Raw genomic sequence first — 26,300 nt, forward strand, 5'->3', positions numbered from 1 at the left:
GCACCCCTTCAACTCCTGCGCGAGTCGTGGCATGATGGGCAGTACTCGCCCTTTTCCCAATGCACCACAACGCGCAGGAGCAAAACATGGCCAGTGAACCAACATCGACAACCCAGGCAGGCATCCCGGCAGCCAGCGACCGCAACTCGCTGACCGTGGGCCCCAACGGGCCGATCGTGCTGCACGACCACCACCTGATCGAGACCCTGCAGCATTTCAACCGGATGAACGTGCCCGAACGCCGCCCGCATGCCAAGGGCGCCGGCGCCTTCGGCGAATTCGAAACCACCGAGGACGTCTCGGCATATACCAAGGCCGCCCTGTTCCAGCCCGGAGTGAAAACCGAAACGCTGCTGCGCTTCTCCACCGTCGCTGGCGAGCTCGGCTCCCCCGACACCTGGCGCGATGTGCGCGGCTTCGCGCTGAAGTTCTACACCACCGAAGGCAATTTCGACATGGTCGGCAACAACACCCCGGTGTTCTTCGTGCGCGACCCGATGAAGTTCCCGCACTTCATCCGCTCGCAGAAGCGGCTGCCCGATTCCGGGCTGCGCGACGGCACCATGCAGTGGGACTTCTGGACGCAGAACCCCGAATCCGCCCACCAGGTCACCTACATCATGGGCCAGCGCGGCCTGCCCAAGACCTGGCGGGAGATGAACGGCTACGGCTCGCACACCTACATGTGGGTCAACGCGGCCGGCGAGAAATTCTGGGTCAAGTACCACTTCCTGAACAAGCAGTCCGAGAAGTTCGAGACCATGCGCGGTGCGCAGGCCGAGGAGCTGGCCGGGGCCGACGCCGACTTCCACCGCCGCGATTTGTTCGAGGCGATCAAGGCCGGCAACTTCCCGCAATGGGACCTGTACGTGCAGGTCATGCCCTACGAGGAGGCGAAGACCTACCGCTTCAACCCCTTCGACCTGACCAAGGTCTGGTCCAAGAAGGACTATCCGCGCATCAAGGTCGGCACCCTGACGCTGAATAGGAACCCGGAGAACTTCTTCGCGCAGATCGAGCAGGCGGCCTTCTCGCCGGGGAACATGGTTCCGGGCATGGGGATGAGCCCGGACAAGATGCTGCTGGGCCGCAACTTCGCCTACGCGGACGCCCAGCGCTACCGCATCGGCACCAACTTCCAGCAGCTGCCGGTGAACAAGCCCAAGTGCCCGGTGCACTCGTACAATTTCGAAGGGAACATGACCTACGAGCACACCGGCGATCGCAGCGTCTACGCGCCGAACTCCTTCGGTGACTCGTGGAGCGATGAAACCGGTCCGGCGGAGAATTCCTTCGAGTCCGACGGCGAGCTGGTCCGCGAGGCCTACACGCTGCGCAAGGACGACGGGGACTTCGTCCAGCCCGGCATCCTGGTCCGCGAGGTGATGGACGATGCCCAGCGCGCCGAGCTGGTCGAAACCGTCACCGGGGCGCTGGACGGGGTCATCGAGCCGGTGCTGTCCAACGCGATCGAGTATTGGAAGAACATCGACGCCGATACCGGAGCGAAGATCGAAGCGAACGTGCGCGCCAAATAGGTTCCCGCGAACACAGCAGGTCCCCGCGAAATCCTTCGCGGGGACCTGCTGTGCCCTTGGGTGCTAGCGTGCCACGCCGCTGAGCTCAGCCGCCGAGGCATCGACCGGGTTGTCCTGCGTGCCGTCGTCTTCCGCAACCACGTTCTCTTGCTTGTCCTCCGGGGAATCTTGCGACCCCTGCTGCGCAGGGACTTCTTCGCCGTTGAACACCTTGCGTACTCGTTCGATGTCAAGGGACTTGTCCCACCAGGCGATGAACAAGGTGGCGACGGCATTGCCGCAGAAGTTCACCAGGGCGCGGCATTCGGACATGAACTTGTCAATGCCGAAGATCAGCATGATGCCGGCCGCCGGGATGGTTCCCAAGGTGCTCAAGGTTGCGGTCAGTGCGATGAAACCGCCGCCTGCGACGCCCGCCGCACCCTTGGAGGTCAGCAGCATGACTGCGAGCATGCCGATCTGCTGGCCCACGGTCAGGTCGGTATTCGTGGCCTGGGCGATGTACACGGCCGCGAGCGAGAGGTAGATGGCAGCACCGTCGAGGTTGAAGCTGTATCCGGTCGGCACCACCAGCCCCACGGTTTCCTTCTTCACCCCTGCATGCTCGAGCTTCTTCATCAGCCCGGGAAGCGCCGGCTCCGCCGTGGACGTGCCCAGGATCAGCAGCAGCTCCTCACGGAAGTGCTTGAGCATCTTGAAGATGTTCAGCCCCAGGAACGCCATGATTCCGCCGAGGAAGAAGACCACGAAAATGATCGAGGTGCCGTAGAACAGCAGGATCAGCCACCCCAAGCTGGAGAGCGTTTCCACCCCGTATTTGCCCACGGCGAAGGCCATGGCACCGAAGGCGCCCAGCGGTGCCGCCTTCATGATGAAATTCAGCACCTTGAAGATCACCGTGGTCAGCCGTTGCACCAGATCCAGCACCGGGCCGCCGATCTTGCCCACGGCGTTGATCGCGATGCCGAACACGACCGCCATGAAAATGATCTGCAGGATGTCTCCTTCGACGAACGGAGACGCCACGGAGCCGGGAATAATGTGGGTCAGGAACTCCCACCATTGCTGGTTCTCGCCCCTGTCGATGAGTTCAGCTGCCTGGCCGGAGGTTTCGAGCTTGCTGGCGTCCGCGTTCACGCCATCGCCCAGACGGAAGATGTTGATCGCTACCAGGCCCAGCAGCATGGCGCAGATCGTGCCGATCTGGAAATAGCCCAGCGCCTTGAGCCCGGTGGCACCGACCTTTTTCAGGTCGGCAACGCTGGCGATGCCCCCGACGATGGTCAGGAAGACGATCGGCCCGATCAGCATTTTCATCGCTTCCACGAATGTGGTGCCGATCGGCTGCATGGACTGGCCGGTTTCCGGTGCCAGCCAGCCGAGGATGATGCCGGCGACAATGGCGACCAGGACCCAGAAGTACAGCTGCCGGTACAGTGGCCGGCGAGCCGGCTGGATGCTTTCGCTCTGCATGGTCTTGCCCATGATTCCTACCTCAGTGTTGGAATAAGCCTTGCTCCGTGGATCTGCTCGTGCTCGGGAGCGGGGCTTGGAAAAATTCAGGGAGCCGCGATGCAATATTCGCGGCCTGGTGGCGCGCCCCGGAAGGGGCGCGCGTTAGACCTAGACAGCGGCCAGTGTGCTGCTCAGTGCTGCCACGATGGCGTCGGTGACGGTCTCGGTATCCGCAGTGCCGCCGATGTCGCGGGTCAGCTGCCCGGCCGCGGTGGCTGCTTCGATAGCCGCTTCGACCTGGCGGGCTTCGGCTTCCAGCCCGAAGTGCTCCAGCATCAGCGCGGCGCTGGCGATCGCGCCGATCGGATTGCAGATCCCCTGCCCGGCGATGTCCGGGGCAGTACCGTGCACCGGCTCGAACATGGACGGGAAGCGGCGTTCGGGGTTCAGGTTGGCGCTGGCGGCCAGCCCCAGGCTACCGGCCAGGGCGGAGCCCAGATCCGAGAGGATGTCGGCGTTCAGGTTCGAGGCGACAACCACGGACAGATCCTCGGGATTGAGGATGAACTTGGCGCTCATCGCGTCAACCAGCACGCTTTCGGTGCGCACATCCGGGAATTCCTGCGCTACGCGCTCGAAGGTCTCGTCCCACAGCACCATGCCGTACTGCTGCGCATTGGACTTGGTGACCGAGGAGACCTTCTTCACCGTGCGGGTGCGGGCCAGCTCGAAGGCGAAGCGGATGATCCGCTCGCAGCCCTTTTCGCTGAACAGCGCCGTCTGCAGCGCGATCTCATTGCCCGGCCCGCGCCCCGACAGGTTGCGCCCGCCCAGCCCGGCATATTCGCCTTCGCTGTTCTCGCGCACGACGATCCAGTCCAGCTCGGTGTCATCGGCCTTGCGCAGCGGCGAGGTCACGCCGGGAAGGAACTTGACCGGGCGGATATTGGCCCACTGGTCGAAGTTCTGCGTAATGTTCAGGCGCAGGCCCCAGAGGCTGACGTGGTCTGGAACATTCTCCCAGCCTACGGCGCCGAAGTAGATCGAGTCGAAGCTCTTCAGCGCCTCCAGGCCGTCCGGGGCCATCATGACCCCGTGCTTGGCATAGTACTCGCAGCCCCAGTCGAATTCGGTCCATTCGAAGGCGAACTTGCCATTGGATTGCGCGGCAACGGCTTCCAGCACCGTGCGGCCGGCGGCGACCACTTCCTTTCCGACACCGTCTGCGGGAATGGAAGCGATCTTGAATACTCGGGTCTGGCCCATGGTTTCCTCCTTGGTCTAAGTGGTCCGCATCACGTGCGAACTTGGTATCAATTAGACCGGGCCCCTGGCATCGCGTCTAAGACCGAATATGCATACGCCGAATAGGGCCGTCCTATAGATGCTGGCCAGGTTGGGTTTCTGCATACTGCTGGGCGAGGCTCAAGAAGGATTGGGCTGCCGGGGTCAGGTTGTCCTGCCGGCTGATGATCGCCACATGCAGCTGCGTGACCGGTTCCAGACGAGCCACGCGCAGCCCGGAACGGCGCGCAATTGGTGCCCATGAAATCGGCAGGATGGCGTGCCCGACTCCTGCGAGCACCATCGGGAGAATCGAGGTGCGGTGGGCAACTTCGGCGACGATGCGCAGGTCCACGCCGCCGGCCACCAGGTCGTCCACCACTGAGCGCATGAGCGAGCCACGCTGCGAAACGATGATGCGTTCGCCGCCGAGGTCCCGGCTGTCCAGCGTTTCGCCCGGCCCGAAGCTGTCCGCCAGCGGACTGATGATCAGCATCAGCGGCTGGCGCTCCAGCTGCACCACGTCGACCCCGGGGGCGGCAATCGGCCGGTCCGCGCCGAGCAGGCCGATCTCGCTGCTCCCGGAGCGCACCGAGCTGACCACCTCGTCGACGGTGAAGGCGGCAGCAGTGCTGACGGAAATCTGCGGATGCAGCTGGGTGTACCGGGCAATCAGGGTGGTCAGCGGCTCGATGGCCGGCGACGGCATGGCCGAAAGTTCCAGCCGCCCGCGGTGGATCCCCTTGAGCTCTGCCATGGCCGACCGCGCGGCATCCAGATCCCGAACCACCAGCCGAGCCGGGCCCAGCAGCTCCTTGCCCGCTTCGCTGAGCACGACGCGGCGGCCGACCCGGTGGAAGAGCGGCAATCCGATTTCCTGTTCGAGGCTCTTGATCGTCTGGGACAGCGAAGGCTGCGCGATGAGCAGGTGCTCGGCGGCGCGGCTGAACCCCTCGTGATCTGCTACTGCCAGGAAGTACTTCAACTGCCGGACGTCCATTTTCTGCCTCTCCTGCGCCATGGCTGCGTCGCGGCGCCTCCCACCATTATGTGAGCAGGAGCACCTGAATGCCGATTCGTGTGTCGTTGCGGGCAGAAAAATCCCGTGCTGCCTATCGGCAGCACGGGATGCGCTAGGATCCGAGTTCGATGTCCTCGCTGAAGTTCCACTCCCCACCACGGGTATCAAACAGCTGGATGCGATCGGCGGTGAAGGACAGCCGCGTCCCGGCCAGCGCTGCCTGCGCGGCGTCCAATTGCTCCGCCGGCACGTTCTGCGCGATGGTCAGGTGCGGATGGTAGGCGAAGGCCGATTCGTGCCGCAGCGCGTCGCCCAGCAGCGCACGGTGCAGCGCCCAGCATTCATCGGCGCCGGTATCCAGCGGCAGGAACACGACGTCGCTGGCCGGCCGGAAGGTCTGCGCAGCACCGAGTTCGATGCCGAAGGGCTGCACCGCGGCGGCCACCCGGCGCACCTGGTCGGCGGCCTTCTCCCAGGAATTCAGGTAGGACCCGGACACCAGGGTGATATGCGGAGCGATCGGCGCGGTGGCCTCTCCCCCGTATTCCTCGCGCCACGCGCGCAGCGTCTCCCGGTGCGGCTGCGGCACCGGGATCACTACGCCCAGGGTGTACTCGAAGACCATTGGCTCAGCTAGATTCCCAGCGGCGGCAGGAAGCCGACCTTCTGGTAGACATCGGAGACAGTCTTGGAAGCGACTTCGCGGGCCTTCGCGGCACCGGCCAGCAGCAACCGGTCCAGCTCCGCCGGGTCATCCAGCAGCTCCAGGGTGCGGGTGCGGATCGGGGCCAGGCGCTCCACGACGGCGTCGGCGACGGCCACCTTCAGGTGGCCGTACATCTTGCCCTCGAACTCTTCGACCAGCTGGGGCACATGCTTGCCGGTGACCGCGGCCAGGATGTCCAGCAGGTTCGAGACCCCTGGCTTCTCGGCCTTGTCGTAGGCCACCACGGAGCCGGCATCGGTCACCGCGGACTTGATGCGCTTGGCGATCAGCTTCGGCTCGTCGAGCACGTTGATCAGGCCGGCCGGCGACTCGGCGGATTTGGACATCTTCGAGGTCGGGTTCTGCAGGTCGTAGATGCGTGCGCCCTCCTTCGGGATGAACGCCTCGGGCACGGTGAAGGTCTCGCCGAAACGGTGGTTGAAGCGCTTGGCCAGATCGCGGGCCAGCTCCACGTGCTGGCGCTGGTCATCGCCCACCGGAACGCCCTGCGGCTGGTAGAGCAGGATGTCGGCGGCCATCAGGATCGGGTAGGTGAACAGCCCGACGCTGGCGGCGTCCGCGCCGCCCTTGGAGGACTTGTCCTTGAACTGGGTCATGCGGCTGGCTTCGCCGAAGCCGGTGATGCAGTTCAGCACCCAAGCCAGCTGCGCGTGCTCGGGCACCTGCGACTGGACGAACAGGGTGGACTTCTCCAGGTCGATGCCGCCGGCGATGAACTGCGCGGCGGTCTTGCGGGTGCGGGCGCGCAGCTCGGCCGGATCCTGGGTCACGGTGATCGCGTGCATGTCCGGGATGAAGAAGAAGGCGTCGTGGTCGTCCTGGGTCTTGACCCAGTTGACCAGGGCGCCCAGGTAGTTGCCCAGGTGCAGGGAGTCGCCCGAAGGCTGCATGCCCGAGAGAACGCGGGGCTTAGTCATGAAAAAATCCTTAGAACTGGTAGTCGACGACCAGCGGTGCATGGTCGGAGAAGCGCAAATCGTAGGCCGAGGCGCGGTCCACGTGGGACTTGATGGCCTTGCCGGCCAGCGCCGGGGTGGCCATGTGGTAGTCGATGCGCCAACCGGCGTCGTTGTCGAAGGCCTGCCCGCGGAAGGACCACCAGGTGTACGGTCCCTGCACGTCGCCGGCCAGTTCGCGCGCCACATCCTTGTAGCCGATTTCCGGGCCGAAGAAGCCGTCGAAGTAGGCGATTTCCTCGTCCATCACGCCGGCGCGCTTGTTGTGGTTCGGCTTCCAGTTCTTGATGTCCTTCTGCGTGTGCACGACGTTCAGATCGCCCACCACCAAAACGTGGTCCTTCTCGTTCTTCAGCTCCACCAGGCGCACGTTCATGCGCTGCAGGAAGCGGTACTTGTCCTCCTGCTTCTGCGTGCCCAGCTCGCCGGAGTGGACGTAGGCGGAGACCACGGTGAAGATCTCGCCGTTGACCTCGAAGTCGGCCTCCACCCAGCGGCCGGATTCGGCGAAGTAGTCCTCGCCGATGTGCTCGCGCACGGCGACCGGCTCGGTGCGCGAGAGCACTGCGACCCCGGCGCGGCCCTTGTCCTTGGCTTCGGCGTGCAGAATATGCCAACCCTCGCCGATCAGCTCGCGCAGAATCTTGTCCGGTGCGCGCACTTCCTGCAGGCACAGGATGTCCACGTCGCGGGCGGCAATCCAGTCGGCCATATTGCGCTTGTAGGCGGCGCGGATGCCGTTGACGTTGACCGACGCGACGCGCAGCGCGCCGGCGTCCTTGCTGAGAATTTCCACACTGGTAGGTATCACCATTCCACCTTACAAAACTATGTGCCCTATTACGCGCTGATCTGGCCTGCGCCGGAATCCACGCAACGAAAAGGGGCAACGCTTTCGCGTTGCCCGGATCGGTTAGTCGATGATTTCGCCGTCCATCGGCTTGGCCGGCTTGATCATGTCCCGCGCATTCGCCGCGGTCATCTGGATCGTCTCCAGCGCCCGGTCGATCATGCCCTCGTAGTCCTCGCCCTTCGCCTCGCGTTGCTCGGCGATCACCCGGGCCTGCACCTGGACGATCTTGAACGAATGATCCAGCTTCATGTCGCGCTGGCTGGTGGATTCGTCGACGATCACCGAGCCGGACTGGGCGCGCGGGGTGGCCGCCGCGGTCGCTTCACGCAGCGAGCTGTTGAGCTTGTCGGCGCCGCGCTTGAGGCCGAACATCATGAATGCGGCCAGCAGCAGCCAACCGGCGGAGATGACCACGACAAACCAGCCGACGATCTCATTGGAGTTGGCGGCGAAGACCACTGCCACCAGAAGGACGATGACCATGACGGCCATTGCCAGAGTTGATGCGTTGAGGGTGACTTTCTTGCCCTGCTTCGCGCTGCTGCCTAGAGGTTCCATGCCTCCAATTCTCGCACCATCACCCCGCTTCAAGCCAATTTGAACCCTGCCCTTTCGCCCACAGCGTGGCTAGCCGAACAGGCTGTGCAGATCCTGCCCGGACAGGCTCGCGCGAATCAGCAGGTAGCCGGCGATGCCCACCACCCAGCCGAGGGTTTCCTGGGCGTAGACCGCGGCCTTGGCCCCCATCTTCTGCATCCAGGCTTCGATGCGCGGCCCGGCCAGCGCACGCGCGCCCACCAGCGCCAGGGCAGGCACGATCATCACCAGGCAGTAGCCGATGAGCGCGAGCAGCTGCACGCTGGTGCCCCAGCCGGCACCCTGCATCACCCCGACGGCCGCCAGGTAGGGAAGCATCGTGGGCAGTTCCAGCAGGCCAGCGACCAGCGCCAGTGCCACCAGCCCGGTGCGGGTATCCAGAGCGGTGCCCAGGCGTCCGCGCAGCCGCCGCGGCACCTGCTCGATAGCCTCCGTTGATTCTGGGGCGTGGGCTGCGGATCCCCCGCCGCTATGCACCCCGCCGCTATGCGCGGCGGCTTTCTTCCGCGCGCTGGCCGCCTTCTGCGCATCGGTGCGGTAGGTCAGCGCCCAGATGATCATCAGCGCGCCAACCGCCATGCCCGCCAGCCGGAAGAACCGGTGTTCGAAGATGCTGGGGTCGATGAGCAGCAGCCCGCTGCGCAGCAGCACCCCGATGACCCAGTAGAAGCCGGCGATGACCATGAGGTAGGCCAGCACCTTGCCGATGGCCTCGCGGCGCCCGCGCAGCAGCAGCCACAGCGGGATGACCAGGGTGCCGATGCTGGTCGAGTCGATCAGCGCCAGGATGACCAGGGAAAGTTCGGGATTGCTCGTGATGATATCCATGGTTTCCACTCTTCCGTGCCTTGCCGCAATGCGGTATCGGCCAGTGGTCTGCACTTTCTCCTCCTTAAGGGGGATACCCGGCGGGCAGGGCGTCGGGGATGCTGGAAGCATGAACTTCATTCGGCGGATAGGCAGCGGCGACAAGGAGCCCGAGGTCGTCGGCACCTATCTGGTGCTGACGGTGATCCTGCACCTGGCCGGGCTGTCCAACCCTCCGTGGGTCGCGATCGGCGGCTACGAGTGGATTGTGCTGCTGCTGATCGGCCTGGCCGCCGTGCTGGTGCGCCGCCGGTTCCTGCTCGCCAGCACGCTGATCGTGCTGCTGTGCGGTGCCGGCCTGCTGGCGGTGGGCAGCATCGGCGGGTACTTCCTGCTCTTCGAGTGCGTCTTCGGCCTGTTCCTGCTCGGCTCTTCCAGGCTCCGGACGGTGGCCTTCGCGCTGCTGTGCCTGGCCGCCATCGTGCTGGGCATCGCCACCTGGCTGGGCAGCGGTGATCCGCAACAGGTGGTGCTGAGCCTGTTCATGGCCGGCTTCATCCTGTTCACCCCGATGCTCTGGGCGCAGAATGTGCGCACGGCCAAGGACCTGGCCACCGCGGAGGCCCAGCGGGTGCAGGCGGTGCAGTCCGCGGCGGCGGCCCGCGAAGACCAGCTGGTGGCGGAACACGAGTTCTCGCGGGTCGAGGAGCGCACCGCCTTGGCCAGGGAGATGCATGACGTGCTGTCGGCCAGGTTCTCCTCGATCGCCCTGCTGTCCGGCGCGCTGCTGCCCTCGGCGCCGGAAACGGTGCGCGCCCCGCTGCAGAGCATCCGCGACGAGTCGGTGTCCGGGCTGGAAGACATGGCCGGCATGGTGCGGATGCTGCATTCTGGCGGGCCGGCGCTGCAGGCGCGGATCGAGGACCTGCCCGAGCTGGTCGCAGGGTTCGGCAGCCCGGTGCGCTGGGAGTACCGGGTGGCACGGCCGCAGCGCTTCTCCCCGGCGGTGCACACCGCCGCGCACCGCACGGTCGCCGAGCTGCTGGTCAACCATGCCAAGCATGCCCCGGGCACCGATCTGGAGCTGAGCGTCATCCAGGACCGGAATCTGTCCATCACCGCGCGCAACGCCATGGGGCATGATGCCGGATCGTCCCCGGGCGCCGGAACCGGGCTGGAGAACATCAAGACCCGCGTCGCCGCGCTGGGCGGGCACGTCGAGGTGCGCAACGGCGCGGATTTCGCGGTGCACGTCGAATTCCCTGAAACAACGGAGGAAGAATGAAAGTGCTGATCGTCGATGACCATGCCACCGTCCGCATGGGCATCCGGCTGGTGCTGCAGGCGGCCGATGACCTGGAGGTCGTCGGCGAGGCGGCGGACGGGCGCTCGGCCATTTCCATGGCCCGGGCCCTGTCCCCCGACGTGATCCTGATGGACCTGCGCATGCCGGTGCTCGATGGCATCGAGGCCACCAAGGTGCTGCACGAGAAGTACCGGGTCGTGGTGCTCACGACCTTCGATGATGACGAATACCTGTTCGGCGCGCTGCAGGCCGGCGCGCACGGGTTCTTGCTCAAGAGCGCCGAGCCGCAGGCGATCATCCTGGGCGTGCGGGCCGCCGCGCGCGGCGAATCGGTGCTCGATCCGCAGGTGACCGCCCGGATCCTGGCCCGGGCGCTGGCGGTGCCCGAGGCCGCGGCGCTGCCGGAGCTGACCGGCCGGGAACAAGAGGTGCTGCAGGGCATCGGCGAGGGGCTGAGCAACCCGCAGCTGGCGCAGCGCCTGGGCATCGGGCAGAGCACCGTGAAGACGCATGTCTCCCAGGTGCTGGCCAAGCTCGGGGTGTCAACCAGGCTGCAGGCGGCGAGGATCGCCTACGGGGCTACCAGCTCACCAGGCAGAACGGGTGGTCCTGCGGATCCAGGTACACCCTGAAGGTCTTGGTGCCTTCGCCGGTGGCGCGGGCGCCCAGGTGCAGCACCTGCTCTTCGGCCAGGTCCAGGTCGGCGACCTTCACGTCGATATGCGCCTGCTGCGGGTGCACATGCCCCGGCCATTGCGGCGCCACATAGGGGCTGACCGCCTGGAAGGCGAGCGCAGGATGATCCGGGGCATCGCCAATGGAGACCCAGTCGGGCTCGTTGTCGATGCGCACCATTCCGAGGAGCTGTTCATAGAATCCGGCCAGTGCATCGGGGTCCTCGCAGTCGATGACCATGGCCTGCCATGTGCCAATCATGTGGCCATTATCCGCGCAGCTTTGCTCCGCGTCTACCAGGACTCAGCCATTGCGCAGGTGCAGTGGTCGATCAGCGCCTGCACGCGGGCCGGGATCTGCACCCCCTTGGGCGTGATGGCCACCACCGCGTTCGGGTAGTTGGGCGCCTTCAGCTCGCGGAAGGCCAGCGGGCGGCCCTCGATGGAGACCTCGGCGTTGTTCGGGCGGCGCATGAGCAGCCCGTAGCCCAGGCCGCGGCCCACCATCGCGGCCACCAGGATCATCTGCGGGACCGAGGCGGTGATCTTCGGGACCAGGCCCTGGGAGGCGAAGAGCTGCATCTGGTGCTGGGTGCTCGGGTCGGACTCGTAGACGATCAGCGATTCGTCAACCAGGTCCGCCAGTTCCAGCGGGCGGTCGAGCTTGGCCAGCCGATGCTCGGGGTGCAGCACCACCTGCATCTCGGTCTGGTAGATCGGCTGCTTGTCCATGTCGGCGGGCAGCTGCAGGTCGTAGACGAAGGCGACGTCGATCTCGCCCCCGCGCAGCGCCGGCAGCAGCTCGTCGTGGGTGCCCACGCGCACATCGAGCTTCACCTCGGGGTGGTCGAAGCCTTCCAAGGTGGCCGGGATCAGGTGCGGGGAGAGCGAGGCGAAGCAGCCGAAGCGCACCGGCCCGCGCAGCGCCCCCTCGGTTTGCGGAAATGTTGCGCGCAGCTCCCCGACCTCGGCAAGGATCTTGCGGGCCATCGCGGCGAAGTGCTGGCCGGAGGCGGTGAGCCGGATGCCATGGGCCTTGCGGCGCAGGCACAGGGTCTCCCCGGCGTGCTTCTCGATGGCGGTGATGGCCTGCGACAAGGCGGATTCCGAAATCTTCAATTCGCTGGCCGCCGATCCCAGGGTGTCGTGGACGGGCAATTCGGCCATGATTTCCAGATGCCGCATCGAGTACATAAGCCAGCCTTCAGAAGTTTTGCAGATATTTGAAGTTTACCTTACCTATGAGGGGTGCCACACTGGAGTGACCCAAAACTCACCAGCCAGTGATCGATGACTCGATCGCGGCTCGCAAGGGAAGCACACATGACTTCAACAGCACACGCCGGAAAGGCCACGCAGCGCCGCGTAGCATTCGCGACGGTCATCGGAACCACCGTTGAGTGGTACGACTTCTTCATCTACGCCACGGCGGCTGGCCTGGTCTTCAGCCAGCTGTTCTTCGAGCCTGCCGGCCAGGACATCGCGCTGCTGATCTCCTTCGCCTCGGTGGGCTTGTCCTTCCTCTTCCGTCCGCTCGGCGCGTTCTTGGCCGGGCACTTCGGCGACAAGATCGGCCGCCGCGCCATGCTGGTGCTCACCTTGGCCCTGATGGGTGCTTCCACCACGCTGATCGGCGTGCTGCCGACCTTCGAGACCGCAGGCCTGTGGGCACCGGTGCTGCTGTTGCTGCTGCGCATCCTGCAGGGCATCTCCGCCGGCGGCGAATGGGGCGGCGCGGTGCTGATGGCAGTGGAGCACGCTCCGGAGAACGGCCGCGGCCGTGCCGGTTCCTACCCGCAGGTCGGCGTGCCGCTGGGCATGCTGCTGGCCTCGGGCACCATGGCGCTGATGACCGGCGTGATCTCCCCCGGCGAGCAGTTCCTCGAATGGGGCTGGCGCATTCCGTTCCTGGTCTCGATCGTGCTGATCGCCGTGGGCTACTTCGTGCGCCGCTCGGTGGACGAGTCCCCGGTCTTCGAGGAGATCAACGAGCAGAAGGCGCAGACCGCTGTGCCGATCCTGGTGCTGTTCAAGAAGCATTGGCCGCTGGTCATCATCGCGGCCCTGGTCTTCGCCGGCAACAACGCCGCCGGCTACATGACCACCGGCGGCTTCTTCCAGGCCTACACCACCGATCCCGAGGGCCCGGTGGGCCTGGAGCGCACCGACGTGCTGATCGCCGTGGCCTTCGGCGCCGCAGTCTGGCTGCTCATGACCCTGGTGGCCGGCTTCCTGGCCGACAAGATCGGGCGCAAGCGCACCTACCAGCTGGGCTTCATCATCCTCGCCGCCTCCCTGTTCCCGGTCTTCGCACTGGTGAACTCGGGCTCGCTGGCCCTGCTGTACGTGGCCTTCGGGCTGTTCTCCATCGGCCTGGGCCTGACCTACGGCCCGCAGGCGGCCCTGTACTCCGAGCTGTTCCCGGCTTCGGTCCGCTTCTCCGGTGTCTCGATCTCCTACGCGATCGGCGCGATCGTCGGCGGCGCGTTCGCTCCGACCATCGCCCAGGCGCTGGTGCAGGCCACCGGCGGAACCACCGCGGTGGCCGTCTACCTGCTGGTCGTCGTCGCGCTTTCCTTCACCGCGGTCAGCATGATCCGCGACCGCTCGGGCATCGATCTGTCCTTCCGCAACCAGGCGGAGCAGGAAGTCGGCGCACTGGTCTTCGACAAGCGCCGCGCTGATGCGGTGAAGGCGACCCAGGACGCCTAGGCACTGCTGAGAAAAAGCCCGATGGTCCACGGCCATCGGGCTTTTTTCTGTTCGCGCCTATTTCAGCTTGGTGCGCAGCACCTCCAGGCGCTGGCGGTACTCGGTTTCGTCGATCTCGCCGCGGGCGTAGCGTTCGCGCAGCACCGATTCGGCACCGGCCGCTGGCGTCAAATGCCGTCGGCGGGCAGTGAAGATGATCAGGCCGAGGAGCAGGATCCAGAAGATCGGGATCAGGATGAACCAGCCCGGGCCGTGCCCGTAATGCGCTGGCATGGCCGAGAGGATCAGTGCGGTAGTCATGATTGCTCCTTGCGTCGTTCGGGGCCTTGCTGCCCCATGACTCCACTCTCCCGCCCAGCGTGGGTTCGCGCGTCGGCCTGCGGAAGCCACTTGCCGTACTCCCTGCGCAGGCCCTGCGGCATACCGTCCTACTCCCTCGGGGTCCCCGGGGGTGAGCAGCCCGGATTCGTAGGCGAGGACCACCAGCGAGGTGCGATCGCGCACAGCCAGCTTGCCGATGATTCGCGAGACGTGGGTCTTGGCGGTGAGCGGGGTGATGAACAGCGCCGCGGCGATTTCCGCGTTGGTCTTGCCCAAGCCGATATGCACCAGCACCTCGCGCTCGCGCGCGGTCAGCTCCTGCAGCCGGTGGGCTTGGGGCAGCGTGGCCTGCGGGGTGCCGGAGGCGACCTGGGCCAGCAGCTTGCGTGTCACCGAGGGCGAAAGCAGCGAATCCCCGCCGGCCACCACGCGCACCGCCTCGATCAGCTGCGCCGGTTCGGTGTCCTTGACCAGGAACCCGCTGGCGCCGGCCCGGATCGAATCGATGATGTAGTCATCGAGTTCGAAGGTGGTCAGCATGATCACCCGGGTGTCCTGCAGCGCAGGATCCGCGGTGATGGCGGCGGCCGCGGCGATCCCATCCCCGTGGGGCATGCGGATATCCATCAGCACGATGTCCGGTTTTGCCTCGCGGGCAAGCTGCACCGCTTCGGTGCCGCTGCCGGCGGTGCCGAGCACCGCCATGTCCTCTTCTGCGGACAGCAGCGCGCTGAATCCGGCGCGGATCAGCGACTGGTCATCGACAATGATCACGCCGATCTTTGTTGGCGGTTGGCTCATAGGGTCTCCTGGGGTGCGGGGATGCGCACAATGATCGCGGTGCCGGGACGGGCAGCGCCGGGCAGGTTCGCCGGACCGAGGGAAACTGTCCCGCCCAGTTGCTGCACGCGTTCGCGCAGTCCGCGCAGGCCGTTGCCTTCCCCGGCGGCAGCCATGCCGATGCCGTCGTCGGCAATGGTTACTTCTGCTTGCGTATGATCCGCGGCGAAGGTGATGACTGCCCGGGTGGCGTGCGCGTGGCGGACAATATTGGTCAGCGACTCCTGCACCGCTCGGTAGATGGTGTTCTCCACGCGCTCATCCAGCCAGCCCGGCAGCAAATCCGGCGCTTCGTATTTCACCGACAGCTCGCCGGAGGATACGCCGGACACCAGTTCAGGCAGCTGCGCGATGCGCTGGCTGGGGATCCGCGGCGCATCGTGGCGCAGCACCGAGAGCACCTCGCGCACCTCGGCGAGCGCATGGGAGGAACCGGACTTGATGTTGCCCAAAGCCTCGATGAGCTGATCCGGGTCGGGGTCCTTCTGCGCCAGATGCAAAGCCACCGAGGCCTGCACGTTGATCATGGACAGCGAGTGGGCCACCACGTCGTGGATGTCGCGGGCCAGCACCAGCCGTTCCTCGTCGCGTTCGTGCCGCTGGCGTTCGGCTTCGGCCTTGCGCCGGTCCTCGCGGCGGTTGCGCCCGGCCCTGGCGAGCTCGCCGATGAGCAGCAGCACCGCCAGCCAGGCCAGCAGCAGGTAGATCCGCTGTTCGGCATGCTGCGCGGCCAGCAGCCAGGCCCCAACACCGAATACGATAGCAGCACCCCACGCCCACCAGCGGGCGCCGGACACCACAGCAATAACCAGGGCGGCCAGCAAGCTGAGCAGGAACGGTCCGAACGGGAACCCTGCGGCCAGGTAGGCCAGCGCGATGGCTGCGGCGCCGGCGGCCATGGGGCTCGGAGCCCGGCGGCGCAGCAGCAGCAAGGCCGGGCCGGCCAGCAGCAGCAGAAACGCCGCCGGCGGCAGGCTCCGGCCCTGGTGCGCGGCGACGGCGCCCGTGCCGGCGAGCTGGATCACCGCCACCGCGACGGGCAGGATGGCCAGCGGCGGGCGTCGACGGGTGCTCATGCACCGAGGATACTCCGGGCGCTGGCCTTGCGGCATCGGCCGGCGGGAGTAGCCGACTGCTCCACCGGGAGTATTCCAGCGATATCACCGAGTGCTGTTGCGCAGGATGCTGCAGGGATCAAAAAACCGGCAGCCCGTCTGGGCTGCCGGTTTTCTTGCGTCTACTTCGCGGCGTTGCGCTCCGCGGCTTCCACCACGTTGTTCAGCAGCATTGCGCGGGTCATCGGGCCCACGCCGCCCGGGTTCGGCGAAACCCAGCTGGCGGTCTCGTACAGCGCTGGATCGATATCGCCGGTGACCTTGCCGTCCACGCGGGAGACGCCCACGTCCAGCAGGATCGCTCCGGGCTTGGCGGTCTTGATCATGTGGGCCGAACCGGCGGCGGCGATGACCACATCGGCCTGCGCCAGCAGCTCGTCCAGGTTGGTGGTGCCGGTGTGTGCCAGGGTCACGGTGGCGTTGATGCTGCGGCGGGTCAGCAGCAGGCCGACCGGGCGGCCGATGGTCACGCCGCGGCCGACTACCAGCACGTGCTTGCCGTTCAGGTCGATGTCGTGGCGGGCCAGCAGGTCCACGCAGCCCAGCGGGGTGCACGGCAGCGGGGAGGTCATCGGGCGGTTGACGTTGGCAACCAGGCGGCCGAGGTTCATCGGGTGCAGGCCGTCGGCATCCTTGGCCGGATCCATGGCTTCCAGGATCACGTCCTGGTCGATGTGCTTGGGCAGCGGCAGCTGGACAATGTAGCCGGTGCAGTCAGGGTTCTCGTTCAGCTCCTTGACCTTGGCCAGCAGCTCGTCCTGGGTGGTTTCCTCGGGCAGGTCCACGCGAATGGATTCGATGCCCACCTCGGCGCAGTCCTTGTGCTTGCCGCCGACGTACCAGGCCGAGCCAGGGTCATTGCCGACCAGGATGGTGCCCAGTCCGGTGGTGTGCCCGGCAGCCTTGAGCGCGGCAACGCGTTCGGCCAGTTCCTGCTTGATGGCGGCCGCGGTGGCCTTGCCGTCGAGAATGCGTGCGCTCACGCGTATCCTTCCGTAGGTGCCCTGTTCAGGCGGATGGCATGCAAACCCAGGCGCGCGGCTCGCACGATTAGCTCCCTGGTGGTTACCCACCTAACGCCAGTCACGCCCTCCAGTGTAGCGAAAATGGCCTCGGGAATGACTTTGAAGTGTGCAGGGTTACCTTGATTGTGTACTCGACAATCGTGATCGGCGCAGGGCAAGCCGGGCTTGCCGCCGCCTACCATCTGGCCAAGCGCGGCATCGACTTCCTGGTGCTCGATGCGAACCCGGGCCCCGGCGGGGCCTGGCAGCATCGCTGGGATGCACTGACCCTGGGCACCGCGCACCATATCCACCCGTTGCCGGATTTCCCGCTTGAGGTGCAGGATTCAACGCGGCCGGCCTCCCAAGTGGTCTCCGAATACTATGCGGAATATGAGCGGCGCTTCGCGCTGCCGGTACGCCACGGCGCACCGGTGACCTCGGTGGAAAAAGACGGCGACGACTTCGTAGTGCACGCCGATGCCGAGTACCGGGCACGGACGATTATCAACGCCACCGGAACCTGGAGCAACCCGTTCTGGCCGGTCTACCCCGGGCAGTTCGACGGCCCGCAGGTGCATACCAACGGCTTCCGCTCCGCGCAGCAGTTCGCCGGCCAGCGCGTCCTGGTGGTTGGCGCCGGAGCCAGTGCCACCCAGTTCATCGTGCAATTGCGTGCTGCCGGAGTGGATACCCTGTGGTCCACGCGCAGCGCCCCGGACTGGCGCGAAGAACCCACCGGCGCCGAATGGGGCTTGGAGGTGGAACGCCAGGTCAATGAGCGCACCAGCGCGGGGCTGCCGCCGAAGTCAGTGGTAGGTACCACCGGGCTGCTGCTCACCGAGACCATGCGCGCAGGGATCGCCTCCGGCGCGCTGGTCTCGCGCGGGAAGATCGACCATCTGGAACCCGATGCGGTGGTCTTCACCGACGGGTCGCGCGAGCAGATCGACTCGATCCTGTGGGCCACCGGTTTCCGCCATGCCCACCGGCATTTGCGCGACTTGAAGCTGCACACCGCGGCCGGCGGCATTCTGCTGGAGGACGGCGTGGCAGCGGTTGAAGTGCCCGGGCTGTTCTTCGTCGGCTATGGCGCGTCGGCTTCAACTTTGGGTGCTACCCGGGCCGGGAGGAAGGCCGCGCTGGCGGCCAGCAAATTCCTGTCCGCGGTGGCGGTATAGCCTGCAGAGTTACTTCTTGCTGACCTTGGTGACCACGGTGGTGTATCCGGGTTTCGAGGCCGTCACCCACACGCCTAAGGTCTTCCGGGCATCGGCTTTGACGACCTTGTAGTTCGGCTTGGTGGCCTTGGGGATGATCTTTCCAGAGCGCGTCCATTGGTAGGAGATCTTTACGTTTTTAATGTTGTAGCTGCCTGCCGTGGCTTTCAAGGTCTTGCCGGTGGATTTCTTGCCGTTGATCACCGGCTTCTTCATCACCTTGAGCTTGGCTGGTGCGATCTTCCCGGTCGCAGTGCTGGTCACGGTCTTGGTGGTGTAGTTGGTCTTGGCATAAGCCACCGAGACCGAGATCCGTTGGTTCAGATCTGCTGGTTTGAGCGTGTAGGTTTTTGCCGTTGCATCCTTGATCTTCTTGCCACCGCGCAGCCACTGGTACTTCGTGGACTGGGCGGCTGGAGCCGACGTAGCTGCCGTGGCGGTGAGTTTCGAACCGACTTTTGCCGTTCCTGAGACCTTTGGCTTGGCAACCGTGATGGTTCCCTTGACGACTTTCACCGCGCTGCTGGTCGGCAGCCAGACCGATTCTCCATCCGCAGCATGCATTGTTACCCGTACAGAGATTTTGCGATTGGCGTAGGACTGAGGCGGGGTATAGGTTTTCGCTGTAGCCCGCGGAATCTCGAAACCGTCGACTAGCCACTGATAACGGCGTGCGAAGTCCGGGAAGTATGCGGAATCGAGGGAAGCGGTGAGCTTGTGTCCCACGATTTTGCTGCCGCTGATCGTTGGTTTGGCAATCGAGGCAACCGTAGCGGCGATTGGGGCACCATAGTTCATCGTGCCCTGCACCGAGGGGACCCATACTTCGCCGTTTTGACGAACTGCTTTCGTCTCGTAGCTCAGCGCGATGACTTTATTAGTGTCCTCGCGCACCAGCTGGTAGCTCTCCCCCACGGCGCCGGTAATCGGTTCGCCGTTGCGGGTCCACTGCAGGGCAGTGTATGGGTAGTTGGTCGTGGGTGCCAGCAAGGAATCGCCGACTACCGCCGCATCATGGCCCGCCAGCGACGGGTTCCTATTCAGTGAGATCCTGCCAAGCTGGACGGTATCGCGCACGCCAATGTGCCAGCTGGCTGCGTAGCTGACAGACTTCAGGTTCTCCTGTCCAGGGATCACCGCCTCGAAGTCGGTGAGTTCTGTCCTCAATCCCGCGTATCCGGCTTTATTCGCGGTGAATCCGGTGGGGCTGATCTGGCCCAGGATTCGTTCGCCGGTATATTCCCACGGCCTGAGCACACGGCCATCCACCGTTATCACCGGTTCAATTTCCGCACTGGCACCGATCTTCAGTTCGATGAGCGGCTTGGTGTAGCTGGCGACATCCAATTTTTCCAGATTGGACAGGTCCTTGGCCCACCGGTAATCCGTTGAACTCGTGGCCAGCACTTCAAGCTCCTTCAGTCCCGAAAGCTGGCCTAGCCCCGCCAGTTGCACCTGCTGCCCCTTGGGGAATGTCAGAGACAGGGATTCCAGCACTGGCAGCTGTGCCAATTCCGGGATGATTTCCTGTGGAGCATTGCTGATCCGGACCGATTGCAACTGGGGATTAGCCGCCAGGACTTCCAGACCACCGAGCACTTGATCCTTCTGGGTGTCGATGCCGATCCACCGAATATCGCCCGTCATCGGCAGTTCCTGCAATGACGTCACATTCTTGCAGGATAATCCCACGACGACACTGGCGGTCTCATCCGTGTGTTCAAAGCAGTCTGCAGGACTGATAAAACCCTGCGCCGGAGGCACGAGCCCGGCGAAAACCAAGGCTGTTGCGCCCACTACCGAAGCAAAACGATGCAGCAACCCCATGTGTATCCCCAAGCGTGAAAATGCCAAATTTATAGACATCATGCCATAGCTTTGCCAAGCACCTATCATCTATTCGTAAGATGCCATTGACGGCGCATCAAGCATGCCTCTGGGTGCGATTGCTGCTGGTGATTGTGTTTTCTCGATGCATGACTATGTAACTCCACCGCGACGAATGTGCACGCAGAGCGCCAGCCGGTTAATCTCAATGCATGAACAATTTCATCGTCACCCTATCTTGCATCGACCGCCCTGGCATCGTCCACGCCATTTCCGGAGGTCTGCTGGGTGCCGGTTGCAATATCACCGAGTCCCAGCAGTTCCTCTCGCCGGAGACCGGCACCTTCTTCATGCGCATCGAGGTCGCCACCGAGCAGTCGCTAGCGCAGATCCGCGCGGGGCTCGCACCGATCCGCGACGACTTCCACATGGCGCTGCGCGTGGATGACGGCACCAAGCGCACCCGCACCATGCTCATGTGCTCCAAGGCCGGGCATGCGCTCAACGACCTGCTGTTCGCCCAGCGTGCGGGCACCTTGCCCATCGATGTGCCGGTGATCGTTTCCAACCACCTGGATCTGAAGCCGATGGCCGACTTCTACGGTGTGGAGTTCGTGCACCTGCCGGTGACCAAGGAGAACAAGTCGCAGGCCGAGGCCGAGCTGCTGTCCATCGCGGACAAGCACGACATCGAACTGGTGGTCCTCGCCCGCTACATGCAGATCCTCTCGGATTCGCTGTGCGAGCGCATGGAAGGCCGAGTCATCAACATCCACCACTCCTTCCTGCCGTCCTTCAAGGGCGCCAAGCCCTACCACCAGGCCTACGCGCGCGGCGTGAAGCTGATCGGCGCCACCGCGCACTACGTCACCGCGGACCTCGATGAGGGCCCGATCATTGACCAGGAAGTCACCCACGTCTCGCATACCCGCACCGCCGAGCAGCTTGTTGAGCTGGGGCGCAGCGTGGAAGGCCGGACGCTGACCCGCGCCGTGCAGTGGCATGCCGAGCACCGGGTGATGCTTGACGGCCAGCGCACCATCGTCTTCTCCTAAGCATGGATTACGCTGCACTGGCAGTCATCGCCTTGCTGATTGCCGCCTCGGCGGGCTGGCCATTGCTCAGGGCATCTGGCAAGCGCCGCAAGGCGTTGAAGGCCCAGGCTATGCAGCTGCCCGACCACCATCGGCCGCGCTACCAAAAATCGTTGGCCTGGGATCCGCTATCTTTTCCGCTGGCCATAAGCAGCGGTTGTGCGCTGTGCCGAGATGCGGACACCGCACGCTCATTCTGGCGGGCGCAACCGGACAGTGCGCTAGGCTGTGCCCACGACGTGCATCGGACGCAGGTTCTCACCAGCCTTGAGGGCCCTTTCGCACAGGTGGATTTCAACGCACCGGTACCGGCCAGCCAGCTGCTGCTCCTCGAGGCCGCGCGGGAACTGGGACTGTCCTTGCACGCCGACGAGGAGGACCGGGACTGGCAGCGTGCACTGGTGGCCGCGGCCCGCTCGCGGACTTGAGATCTTCAGTAGTTAACTCGCCGTAGCAATGCTTGGCCATTACAGTAGGTGAAATGACGCACATCATTACCATTGACGGCGCGACCCCGAAGGTCGGCCAGGACGTTTTCGTAGCCCCTACCGCCACCTTGAGCGGCGATGTCGAGCTGGCTGACCGTGCCAGCGCCTTCTACGGTGTTTCCGTGCGCGGCGATTCGGCGCCGATTCGCGTTGGCGAAGGCACCAACTTGCAGGACAACGTCGTGCTGCACGCCGATGAAGGTTTTCCTTGCACCCTGGGCGCGGGCATCTCGGTGGGCCACTCGGCAGTGGTGCACGGCGCCAGCGTGGGCGATGGCTGCCTGATCGGCATGAGCGCCACCGTCATGAACGGTGCCGTAATCGGTGAGCAGTCGCTGGTTGCCGCCGGTGCGCTGGTGCTGGAAGGCACGCAGGTTCCACCGCGTTCGCTGGTTGCCGGTGTCCCTGCCAAGGTCCGCCGCGAGCTGAGCGATGAGGAAGTCTCCGGCTTAAAGACCAATGCTGACCACTACCTCGTGCTGGCTGCCAAGCATCTGGAAGCCAACGCCTAGAGTTTTCAAGGAGCTTGTCAGTTTGTTTGTGTAAGCCCCTAGTCACATCCGTTATTCAGGGCTTCGTAACAATCAATTCAATTAAGGCTCAATCCGCTCCGGGTAAGCCATCGCCAACTGCTGCAAGGCCTGCTTCCAGCCGCTCGTCCCAGCCCCATCCACCAGATGCGCTCCAGCACCGGCCCGCAGGGTCCGACCCTTCTTCTTCGCATCCTTGAACCGCTCTCTTGCCCGCTTGTCCTCGATATTGCAGATCGCCAACCACAGCATCTTCACCGCCGCCGCATCCGATGGGAAATGGCCTCGGGACTTGGTGGCCTTGCGCAGCTCACAGTTCATCGACTCAATCGCATTCGTCGTGTAAATGACCTTCCGCAACTCGGGCGGGAACTCCAAAAACGGGGTGAACCGCTCTCACGCGTTGCGCCAGGTGGCCACCGCCGATGGATACTTCCTGCCCAGCTCGGATGCCTCGAAATCATCCAACGCCTTGCCCGCGGATTCGATGCTCGGAGCGGTGTAAATCGTCTTCAACTGCTTGCTGACCGCCTTGCGGTCACCGTAGGAGACAAACCGGTTCGCCGCCCGGATCAGGTGCACCACGCAGGTCTGCACGGTTGCCCGCGCCCAGGTCGCCTCGATCGCCTCGGGGAACCCGGTCAGTCCGTCGCAGCAGGCAATCAGCACGTCCTTGACCCCGCGGTTGGCCAATTGCGCGCAGACTTGCGCCCAGAACTTCGCGCCCTCGTTCTCGGTGACCCAGATGCCCAGCGCGTGCTTGATGCCTTCCACGGTGACGCCGATCAGCATGGGCCACTGCCAAGTGCTCGAGCAGAACGTGCACTTTCAGGCTCCGCGGCGCCTAAGCAAGAATTCGTCGGCACTCTGCCGAGAAGCATAGACCCTCAACGGTCTTGATGATTCAATCCGCGCCTTGCCGATGAGACTGCTTTGCAAGTGCCTTACGCAACCTCTCATTTTCAGATTCCAGCTCCAAGATGATGCCAATGCCCGCCAAATTCACGCCTCGATCAATCAACTCTGAGATTTGCTGCAACCGAGCTAAATCCTTGGCTTGATACCTGCGCGTGCCACCGCTGGTACGTGACGGGGTGATCAAACCACGCAACTCATACAACCGCACTGTTTGCACACTCACTCCCACACTCTGGGCAGCGGTAGCAATCGAATGCGATCCAGCAACAGGAACGGATCGCGGCGAATTTTTTGTCATTTTTTACTTTCAATAGGCTTGCATGAACTCAGAATCCCATGCTATAAAATCTACATCGTTAGACATAGATCTAACGGAAAGTGAATTGCAGCATCGTAGAGAGTCACACCAGAAAGGAATGAGTTCAGATGATGCAGACCGAGGTACTTCGCGATTTCGACCGCTTGGTACAGCGAGCTTTCAACACCCAGCTCAGCTCCGAACCTGTCCACCCAATGCCAATGGAGGCTTGGAAGGACGACACCGGATTTCACGCTGAGTTCGACCTGCCAGGGGTCGACGCCGAGCAGATCGACATGGCAGTGGAAAAGAACATCCTGACCATCCGCGCTGAACGCGCCAAACCAGGAGACCGCCAGCACATCGCCGGCTCGGAACGACTATGGGGCCATTTCACCCGGGAACTTATCCTTGGGGATCATTTGGACACTGAAAGTATCCAGGCCACCTACGTGGATGGCGTGCTACGTGTCGACATCGCTGTCGCCGAGAGTGCCAAACCCCGCCGGATTCAGGTCGCGGTCGGCCAAGGCAAGAAGAACCCCAAGGAAATCACCGGTTAACCCAAGAAAGTCCCCTTGGAGGCCTGTGCGGAGATGATGTGTCATGTCTGCCCACATTGATTCGGAACTTGATCCGCTGGTCGCTGATGACGAGTTGCTTCTGGCCATATACGAGCTCGAGCTATCCACAGCTTCCCGTCAGCATCAGCCGCCTCGATCGCACCTTTGCACCTCGATCGAGGATGTTCCGCGGCCCAGTCAGCGGTGCCCGGAAGGAATCAACGAAGTACGAACAATTCAACGTTCAGTGCGTCGGGCGGGTCCCGTCCGGGTGTATTCACGCTCGCCACCGAACAAGAGATGACTCCCGGGGAAACTTTTAAGGAGTGGTTGATTCGGGGGTGCGTCCGGAACGCACCGGACGCACCCTGGCAACGAAAGGATCAGCACCATGCGTGAATCATTGCTCAACGTCCACCTCAATGACGAGCAAATCGAAGTTCTCAATGCTGCGCTGTGCGCCTACCGAGACCATTTCAGCGAGCTTCTTGAGTTGAATGAAGAAGCAGAAGGACCGCAAGCTCGCGAGAACAACAAGTACTGGCAGAGCAAAGTCCACGCGATTCAAGAAATGATCGATCAAGTCAACGACTCACTGTATGGTTCCCAACCCCGGGAGGGGCCTCAATAACACCCAGACATTCCGCCACCGCACACTATTCACCTATCTGCCTGTTGATCGTCGACCTTCGAGTGTTGGAATAGGCGTTTCGAGGCTAGGTACCGTGTTTAGGAGACTGATCGAATATAGTTCATCGAGCCGGCGGCCCGCTGCAGCGCGTGCTCCGCGATCCTGCGAATGTTCTCGCGGACCGTGGAGCACGCGCAAATGAATCAGCATGGTCAGTGCCCCTGCTGCGGCATCGGCCAAAGGCGTGTGCGCCGCGATGTCGGGGAGCGGTTGGGCGAGACTGAGTGGATTAATCCGCGTTTCCCAGCTCGCGGAGCGTTTCAAGGGTACGTTCGGTGCCGGCTATCCGATGTGCCCAGATCACGAGCCTGCTATCGGCCCTCATGTATCTCAGTCATGCTTCCCATCGCGACCGGCTGGCGATGTGGCTCGATTCCCCGCGCTCGGTAAGCACCTTTTCCGCGCCAGCGGCACGCATCTTGGCTTCCTGCGGCGTTGGGGTCCCCTGGTGCCGGCTTACTCGCGCGTATCCGATAATTGCCATAGCAACAACGGGACTTGAGCCCTTCGACCTATTTTGGTTTTAGACGTGTGATGTCTCGACATATCGGTAACACAAGATGGATCGAGACATCGGTAACGATTACCCCTTCTCGGCCATGTTCTGGAACATCGCCTTCGCTTGCCGCAAGCTCATTACGGATACTTCCGTTCAGGGAAGATTGGCAGAGTCGCGACGCCCCAATATTGAGCCAGCACCACACGCCAGAGGCTGTTCACATTCCCAGATCGAATCACATGAGAGAACTCAGGTACCGCAATTTTTGGCTTGTGTGCGGACAGTCGAATGGTTCCTACTGTCCACGCGTGTGCAGGGAAACAGCGAAGCCGGAGGGCTTTTGCTGTGCACAAGTAGACAGGAAGGTTAACTTCGTGCCCCGGTTTCGTCGCGGTTAGATCGGCTGCGGGTAGGGTTTCCATCCAGCAGGCCGTGTTGATAGCGACCTGTAGCGCAGCTACGGCTTGGGCAACGGCCTGTCTCGCTTCTAGATAATCCGTGTTTCATGAGCCGGGGTGGGACGCCATTCGTCATGACCAGCAATGCAACAGCCAGCACATCGAGAACTACGACCATCAGCAAGGAACCGTGTGCTGCCAACCACATCAATTCGGAATTCGGAAGCATCTGACCTGGATCCATGTTGGACTCCGATTCCATGCGGCGAATGGCGGCACTGTCGGCAATCAGCCAAAGGACAAAGAAGGCCACCACGGTGACGTTCAAACCGACCATGGCCACCGCACCCGCGATGCTGAGTGTTTTCATTGGATTTTGCGACATGTTCAGCTCCCGGGAGGCAGTTGTCATTCTGGTTCCCCGTTCACGGTGTCCAGAGACCATCACTTTTGGAACCCAGTATTCCTTGCCTGACGTGTGCCACAGGCGGGAATCGCCTGAAATGTGAAAAAGGTTTGCCGCCGCATTGTGCACGCGGGCCTTCCTGAGCGGAAGGCCCGCGT

26 protein-coding genes, 1 pseudogene and 1 riboswitch are annotated in these 26,300 nt (G+C 63.8%); of the genes and pseudogenes, 10 read left to right on the forward strand and 17 right to left on the reverse strand.

Annotation, left to right across the window (positions count from 1 at the left end; all coding sequences use genetic code 11):
* The first annotated feature begins 86 nt into the window (after positions 1-86).
* Entirely contained in the window at positions 87-1,538 is a 1,452-nt protein-coding gene (locus ANI01nite_RS11330) for a catalase (RefSeq protein ID WP_141358073.1), read from the forward strand.
* Between the two features lie 63 nt (positions 1,539-1,601).
* Here ANI01nite_RS11330 and dctA read toward each other — a convergent pair whose 3' ends face one another.
* The 8 genes from dctA to ANI01nite_RS11370 all read right to left on the reverse strand — a co-directional run bounded on the left by dctA (position 1,602) and on the right by ANI01nite_RS11370 (position 9,259).
* The gene (gene dctA, locus ANI01nite_RS11335; protein ID WP_255314512.1) at positions 1,602-3,023 is read right to left on the reverse strand and encodes a C4-dicarboxylate transporter DctA; all 1,422 of its coding nucleotides are present in this window, start codon (positions 3,021-3,023) and stop codon (positions 1,602-1,604) included.
* Between the two features lie 138 nt (positions 3,024-3,161).
* A complete protein-coding gene (locus ANI01nite_RS11340) occupies positions 3,162-4,259 on the reverse strand; it encodes a tartrate dehydrogenase (RefSeq protein ID WP_141358075.1) in 1,098 nt (365 codons plus the stop codon).
* Between the two features lie 112 nt (positions 4,260-4,371).
* Positions 4,372-5,277, reverse strand: coding sequence for a LysR family transcriptional regulator (locus ANI01nite_RS11345; protein ID WP_141358077.1), 906 nt, complete (start codon positions 5,275-5,277; stop codon positions 4,372-4,374).
* A gap of 133 nt (positions 5,278-5,410) precedes the next feature.
* Entirely contained in the window at positions 5,411-5,923 is a 513-nt protein-coding gene (locus tag ANI01nite_RS11350) for a 2'-5' RNA ligase family protein (RefSeq protein WP_141358079.1), read from the reverse strand.
* Between the two features lie 8 nt (positions 5,924-5,931).
* A complete protein-coding gene (gene trpS, locus ANI01nite_RS11355; RefSeq protein ID WP_038989930.1) occupies positions 5,932-6,942 on the reverse strand; it encodes a tryptophan--tRNA ligase in 1,011 nt (336 codons plus the stop codon).
* Between the two features lie 10 nt (positions 6,943-6,952).
* Positions 6,953-7,795 (reverse strand): exodeoxyribonuclease III, encoded by an 843-nt coding sequence (locus ANI01nite_RS11360; RefSeq protein ID WP_038989931.1) that lies wholly within the window; start codon positions 7,793-7,795, stop codon positions 6,953-6,955.
* 99 nt (positions 7,796-7,894) lie between these two features.
* The gene (locus ANI01nite_RS11365; RefSeq protein ID WP_038989932.1) at positions 7,895-8,392 is read right to left on the reverse strand and encodes a hypothetical protein; all 498 of its coding nucleotides are present in this window, start codon (positions 8,390-8,392) and stop codon (positions 7,895-7,897) included.
* A gap of 69 nt (positions 8,393-8,461) precedes the next feature.
* Complete coding sequence (locus ANI01nite_RS11370) at positions 8,462-9,259, reverse strand: GAP family protein (protein ID WP_170214633.1); 798 nt, start codon at positions 9,257-9,259, stop codon at positions 8,462-8,464.
* A 109-nt stretch (positions 9,260-9,368) separates the two neighbouring features.
* On the opposite strand from ANI01nite_RS11370, the gene ANI01nite_RS11375 reads away from it, so the two are divergent.
* Positions 9,369-10,523 (forward strand): sensor histidine kinase, encoded by a 1,155-nt coding sequence (locus ANI01nite_RS11375; protein ID WP_141358083.1) that lies wholly within the window; start codon positions 9,369-9,371, stop codon positions 10,521-10,523.
* Positions 10,520-11,176, forward strand: a complete 657-nt coding sequence (locus ANI01nite_RS11380) for a response regulator (RefSeq protein WP_141358085.1) — start codon at positions 10,520-10,522, stop codon at positions 11,174-11,176. The genes ANI01nite_RS11375 and ANI01nite_RS11380 overlap by 4 nt, the downstream gene beginning before the upstream one ends.
* On the opposite strand, the gene ANI01nite_RS11385 is transcribed toward ANI01nite_RS11380, so the two are convergent.
* Positions 11,124-11,480 carry a VOC family protein gene (locus tag ANI01nite_RS11385; RefSeq protein ID WP_022874880.1) on the reverse strand — a complete coding sequence of 119 codons (357 nt, stop codon included), beginning with the start codon at positions 11,478-11,480 and terminating at the stop codon, positions 11,124-11,126. The two genes, ANI01nite_RS11380 and ANI01nite_RS11385, sit on opposite strands and share 53 nt — an antisense overlap.
* A gap of 32 nt (positions 11,481-11,512) precedes the next feature.
* Entirely contained in the window at positions 11,513-12,412 is a 900-nt protein-coding gene (locus ANI01nite_RS11390) for a LysR family transcriptional regulator (RefSeq protein ID WP_141358087.1), read from the reverse strand.
* A gap of 129 nt (positions 12,413-12,541) precedes the next feature.
* Between ANI01nite_RS11390 and ANI01nite_RS11395 the strand changes: the two genes are divergently transcribed.
* Positions 12,542-13,930 (forward strand): MFS transporter, encoded by a 1,389-nt coding sequence (locus ANI01nite_RS11395; RefSeq protein ID WP_141358089.1) that lies wholly within the window; start codon positions 12,542-12,544, stop codon positions 13,928-13,930.
* Between the two features lie 57 nt (positions 13,931-13,987).
* Here the strand turns inward: ANI01nite_RS11395 and ANI01nite_RS17160 are convergent, their stop codons facing one another.
* From ANI01nite_RS17160 to ANI01nite_RS11410, 3 genes are all read right to left on the reverse strand, one after another.
* Positions 13,988-15,052, reverse strand: a complete 1,065-nt coding sequence (locus ANI01nite_RS17160; RefSeq protein WP_141358167.1) for a response regulator — start codon at positions 15,050-15,052, stop codon at positions 13,988-13,990.
* On the reverse strand, positions 15,049-16,167 hold the full coding sequence (locus tag ANI01nite_RS11405) for a sensor histidine kinase (protein WP_141358091.1): 1,119 nt from the start codon (positions 16,165-16,167) through the stop codon (positions 15,049-15,051). Before ANI01nite_RS11405 ends, ANI01nite_RS17160 begins: the two co-directional genes overlap by 4 nt.
* A gap of 161 nt (positions 16,168-16,328) precedes the next feature.
* Entirely contained in the window at positions 16,329-17,189 is an 861-nt protein-coding gene (locus ANI01nite_RS11410; RefSeq protein ID WP_121866296.1) for a bifunctional methylenetetrahydrofolate dehydrogenase/methenyltetrahydrofolate cyclohydrolase, read from the reverse strand.
* A gap of 37 nt (positions 17,190-17,226) precedes the next feature.
* Positions 17,227-17,303: riboswitch (ZMP/ZTP riboswitch) on the reverse strand.
* A gap of 53 nt (positions 17,304-17,356) precedes the next feature.
* Here ANI01nite_RS11410 and ANI01nite_RS11415 point away from each other — a divergent pair.
* Positions 17,357-18,391: a flavin-containing monooxygenase gene (locus ANI01nite_RS11415; protein WP_141358093.1), complete on the forward strand. Its 1,035-nt coding sequence runs from the start codon at positions 17,357-17,359 to the stop codon at positions 18,389-18,391.
* A 9-nt stretch (positions 18,392-18,400) separates the two neighbouring features.
* Here the strand turns inward: ANI01nite_RS11415 and ANI01nite_RS11420 are convergent, their stop codons facing one another.
* A complete protein-coding gene (locus ANI01nite_RS11420) occupies positions 18,401-20,077 on the reverse strand; it encodes a hypothetical protein (protein ID WP_141358095.1) in 1,677 nt (558 codons plus the stop codon).
* A gap of 392 nt (positions 20,078-20,469) precedes the next feature.
* Between ANI01nite_RS11420 and purU the strand changes: the two genes are divergently transcribed.
* From purU to ANI01nite_RS11435, 3 genes are read left to right on the forward strand one after another with little or no spacing between them, the layout of a single operon-like run.
* Positions 20,470-21,312 (forward strand): formyltetrahydrofolate deformylase, encoded by an 843-nt coding sequence (purU, locus tag ANI01nite_RS11425; protein WP_128469631.1) that lies wholly within the window; start codon positions 20,470-20,472, stop codon positions 21,310-21,312.
* A 2-nt stretch (positions 21,313-21,314) separates the two neighbouring features.
* Positions 21,315-21,779, forward strand: a complete 465-nt coding sequence (locus ANI01nite_RS11430; RefSeq protein WP_141358097.1) for a hypothetical protein — start codon at positions 21,315-21,317, stop codon at positions 21,777-21,779.
* Between the two features lie 53 nt (positions 21,780-21,832).
* Entirely contained in the window at positions 21,833-22,351 is a 519-nt protein-coding gene (locus tag ANI01nite_RS11435) for a gamma carbonic anhydrase family protein (protein ID WP_038989942.1), read from the forward strand.
* Positions 22,352-22,432: 81 nt separating this feature from the next.
* On the opposite strand, the pseudogene ANI01nite_RS11440 reads toward ANI01nite_RS11435, so the two are convergent.
* Positions 22,433-23,155: pseudogene (locus ANI01nite_RS11440) on the reverse strand (IS256 family transposase); the annotation flags it as partial.
* 118 nt (positions 23,156-23,273) lie between these two features.
* Positions 23,274-23,585, reverse strand: a complete 312-nt coding sequence (locus ANI01nite_RS11445; RefSeq protein ID WP_022874875.1) for a MerR family transcriptional regulator — start codon at positions 23,583-23,585, stop codon at positions 23,274-23,276.
* Positions 23,586-23,713: 128 nt separating this feature from the next.
* Here ANI01nite_RS11445 and ANI01nite_RS11450 point away from each other — a divergent pair, with 128 nt between their 5' ends.
* Positions 23,714-24,148 (forward strand): Hsp20/alpha crystallin family protein, encoded by a 435-nt coding sequence (locus tag ANI01nite_RS11450; RefSeq protein WP_038989944.1) that lies wholly within the window; start codon positions 23,714-23,716, stop codon positions 24,146-24,148.
* 391 nt (positions 24,149-24,539) lie between these two features.
* The gene (locus ANI01nite_RS11455) at positions 24,540-24,779 is read left to right on the forward strand and encodes a hypothetical protein (RefSeq protein ID WP_022874873.1); all 240 of its coding nucleotides are present in this window, start codon (positions 24,540-24,542) and stop codon (positions 24,777-24,779) included.
* 925 nt (positions 24,780-25,704) lie between these two features.
* On the opposite strand, the gene ANI01nite_RS11460 is transcribed toward ANI01nite_RS11455, so the two are convergent.
* Positions 25,705-26,271, reverse strand: coding sequence for a hypothetical protein (locus tag ANI01nite_RS11460; RefSeq protein WP_141358099.1), 567 nt, complete (start codon positions 26,269-26,271; stop codon positions 25,705-25,707).
* Between the last annotated feature and the right edge of the window lie 29 nt (positions 26,272-26,300).

Source organism: Glutamicibacter nicotianae (genome assembly GCF_006539525.1).
GTDB classification, from domain to species: domain Bacteria; phylum Actinomycetota; class Actinomycetes; order Actinomycetales; family Micrococcaceae; genus Glutamicibacter; species Glutamicibacter nicotianae.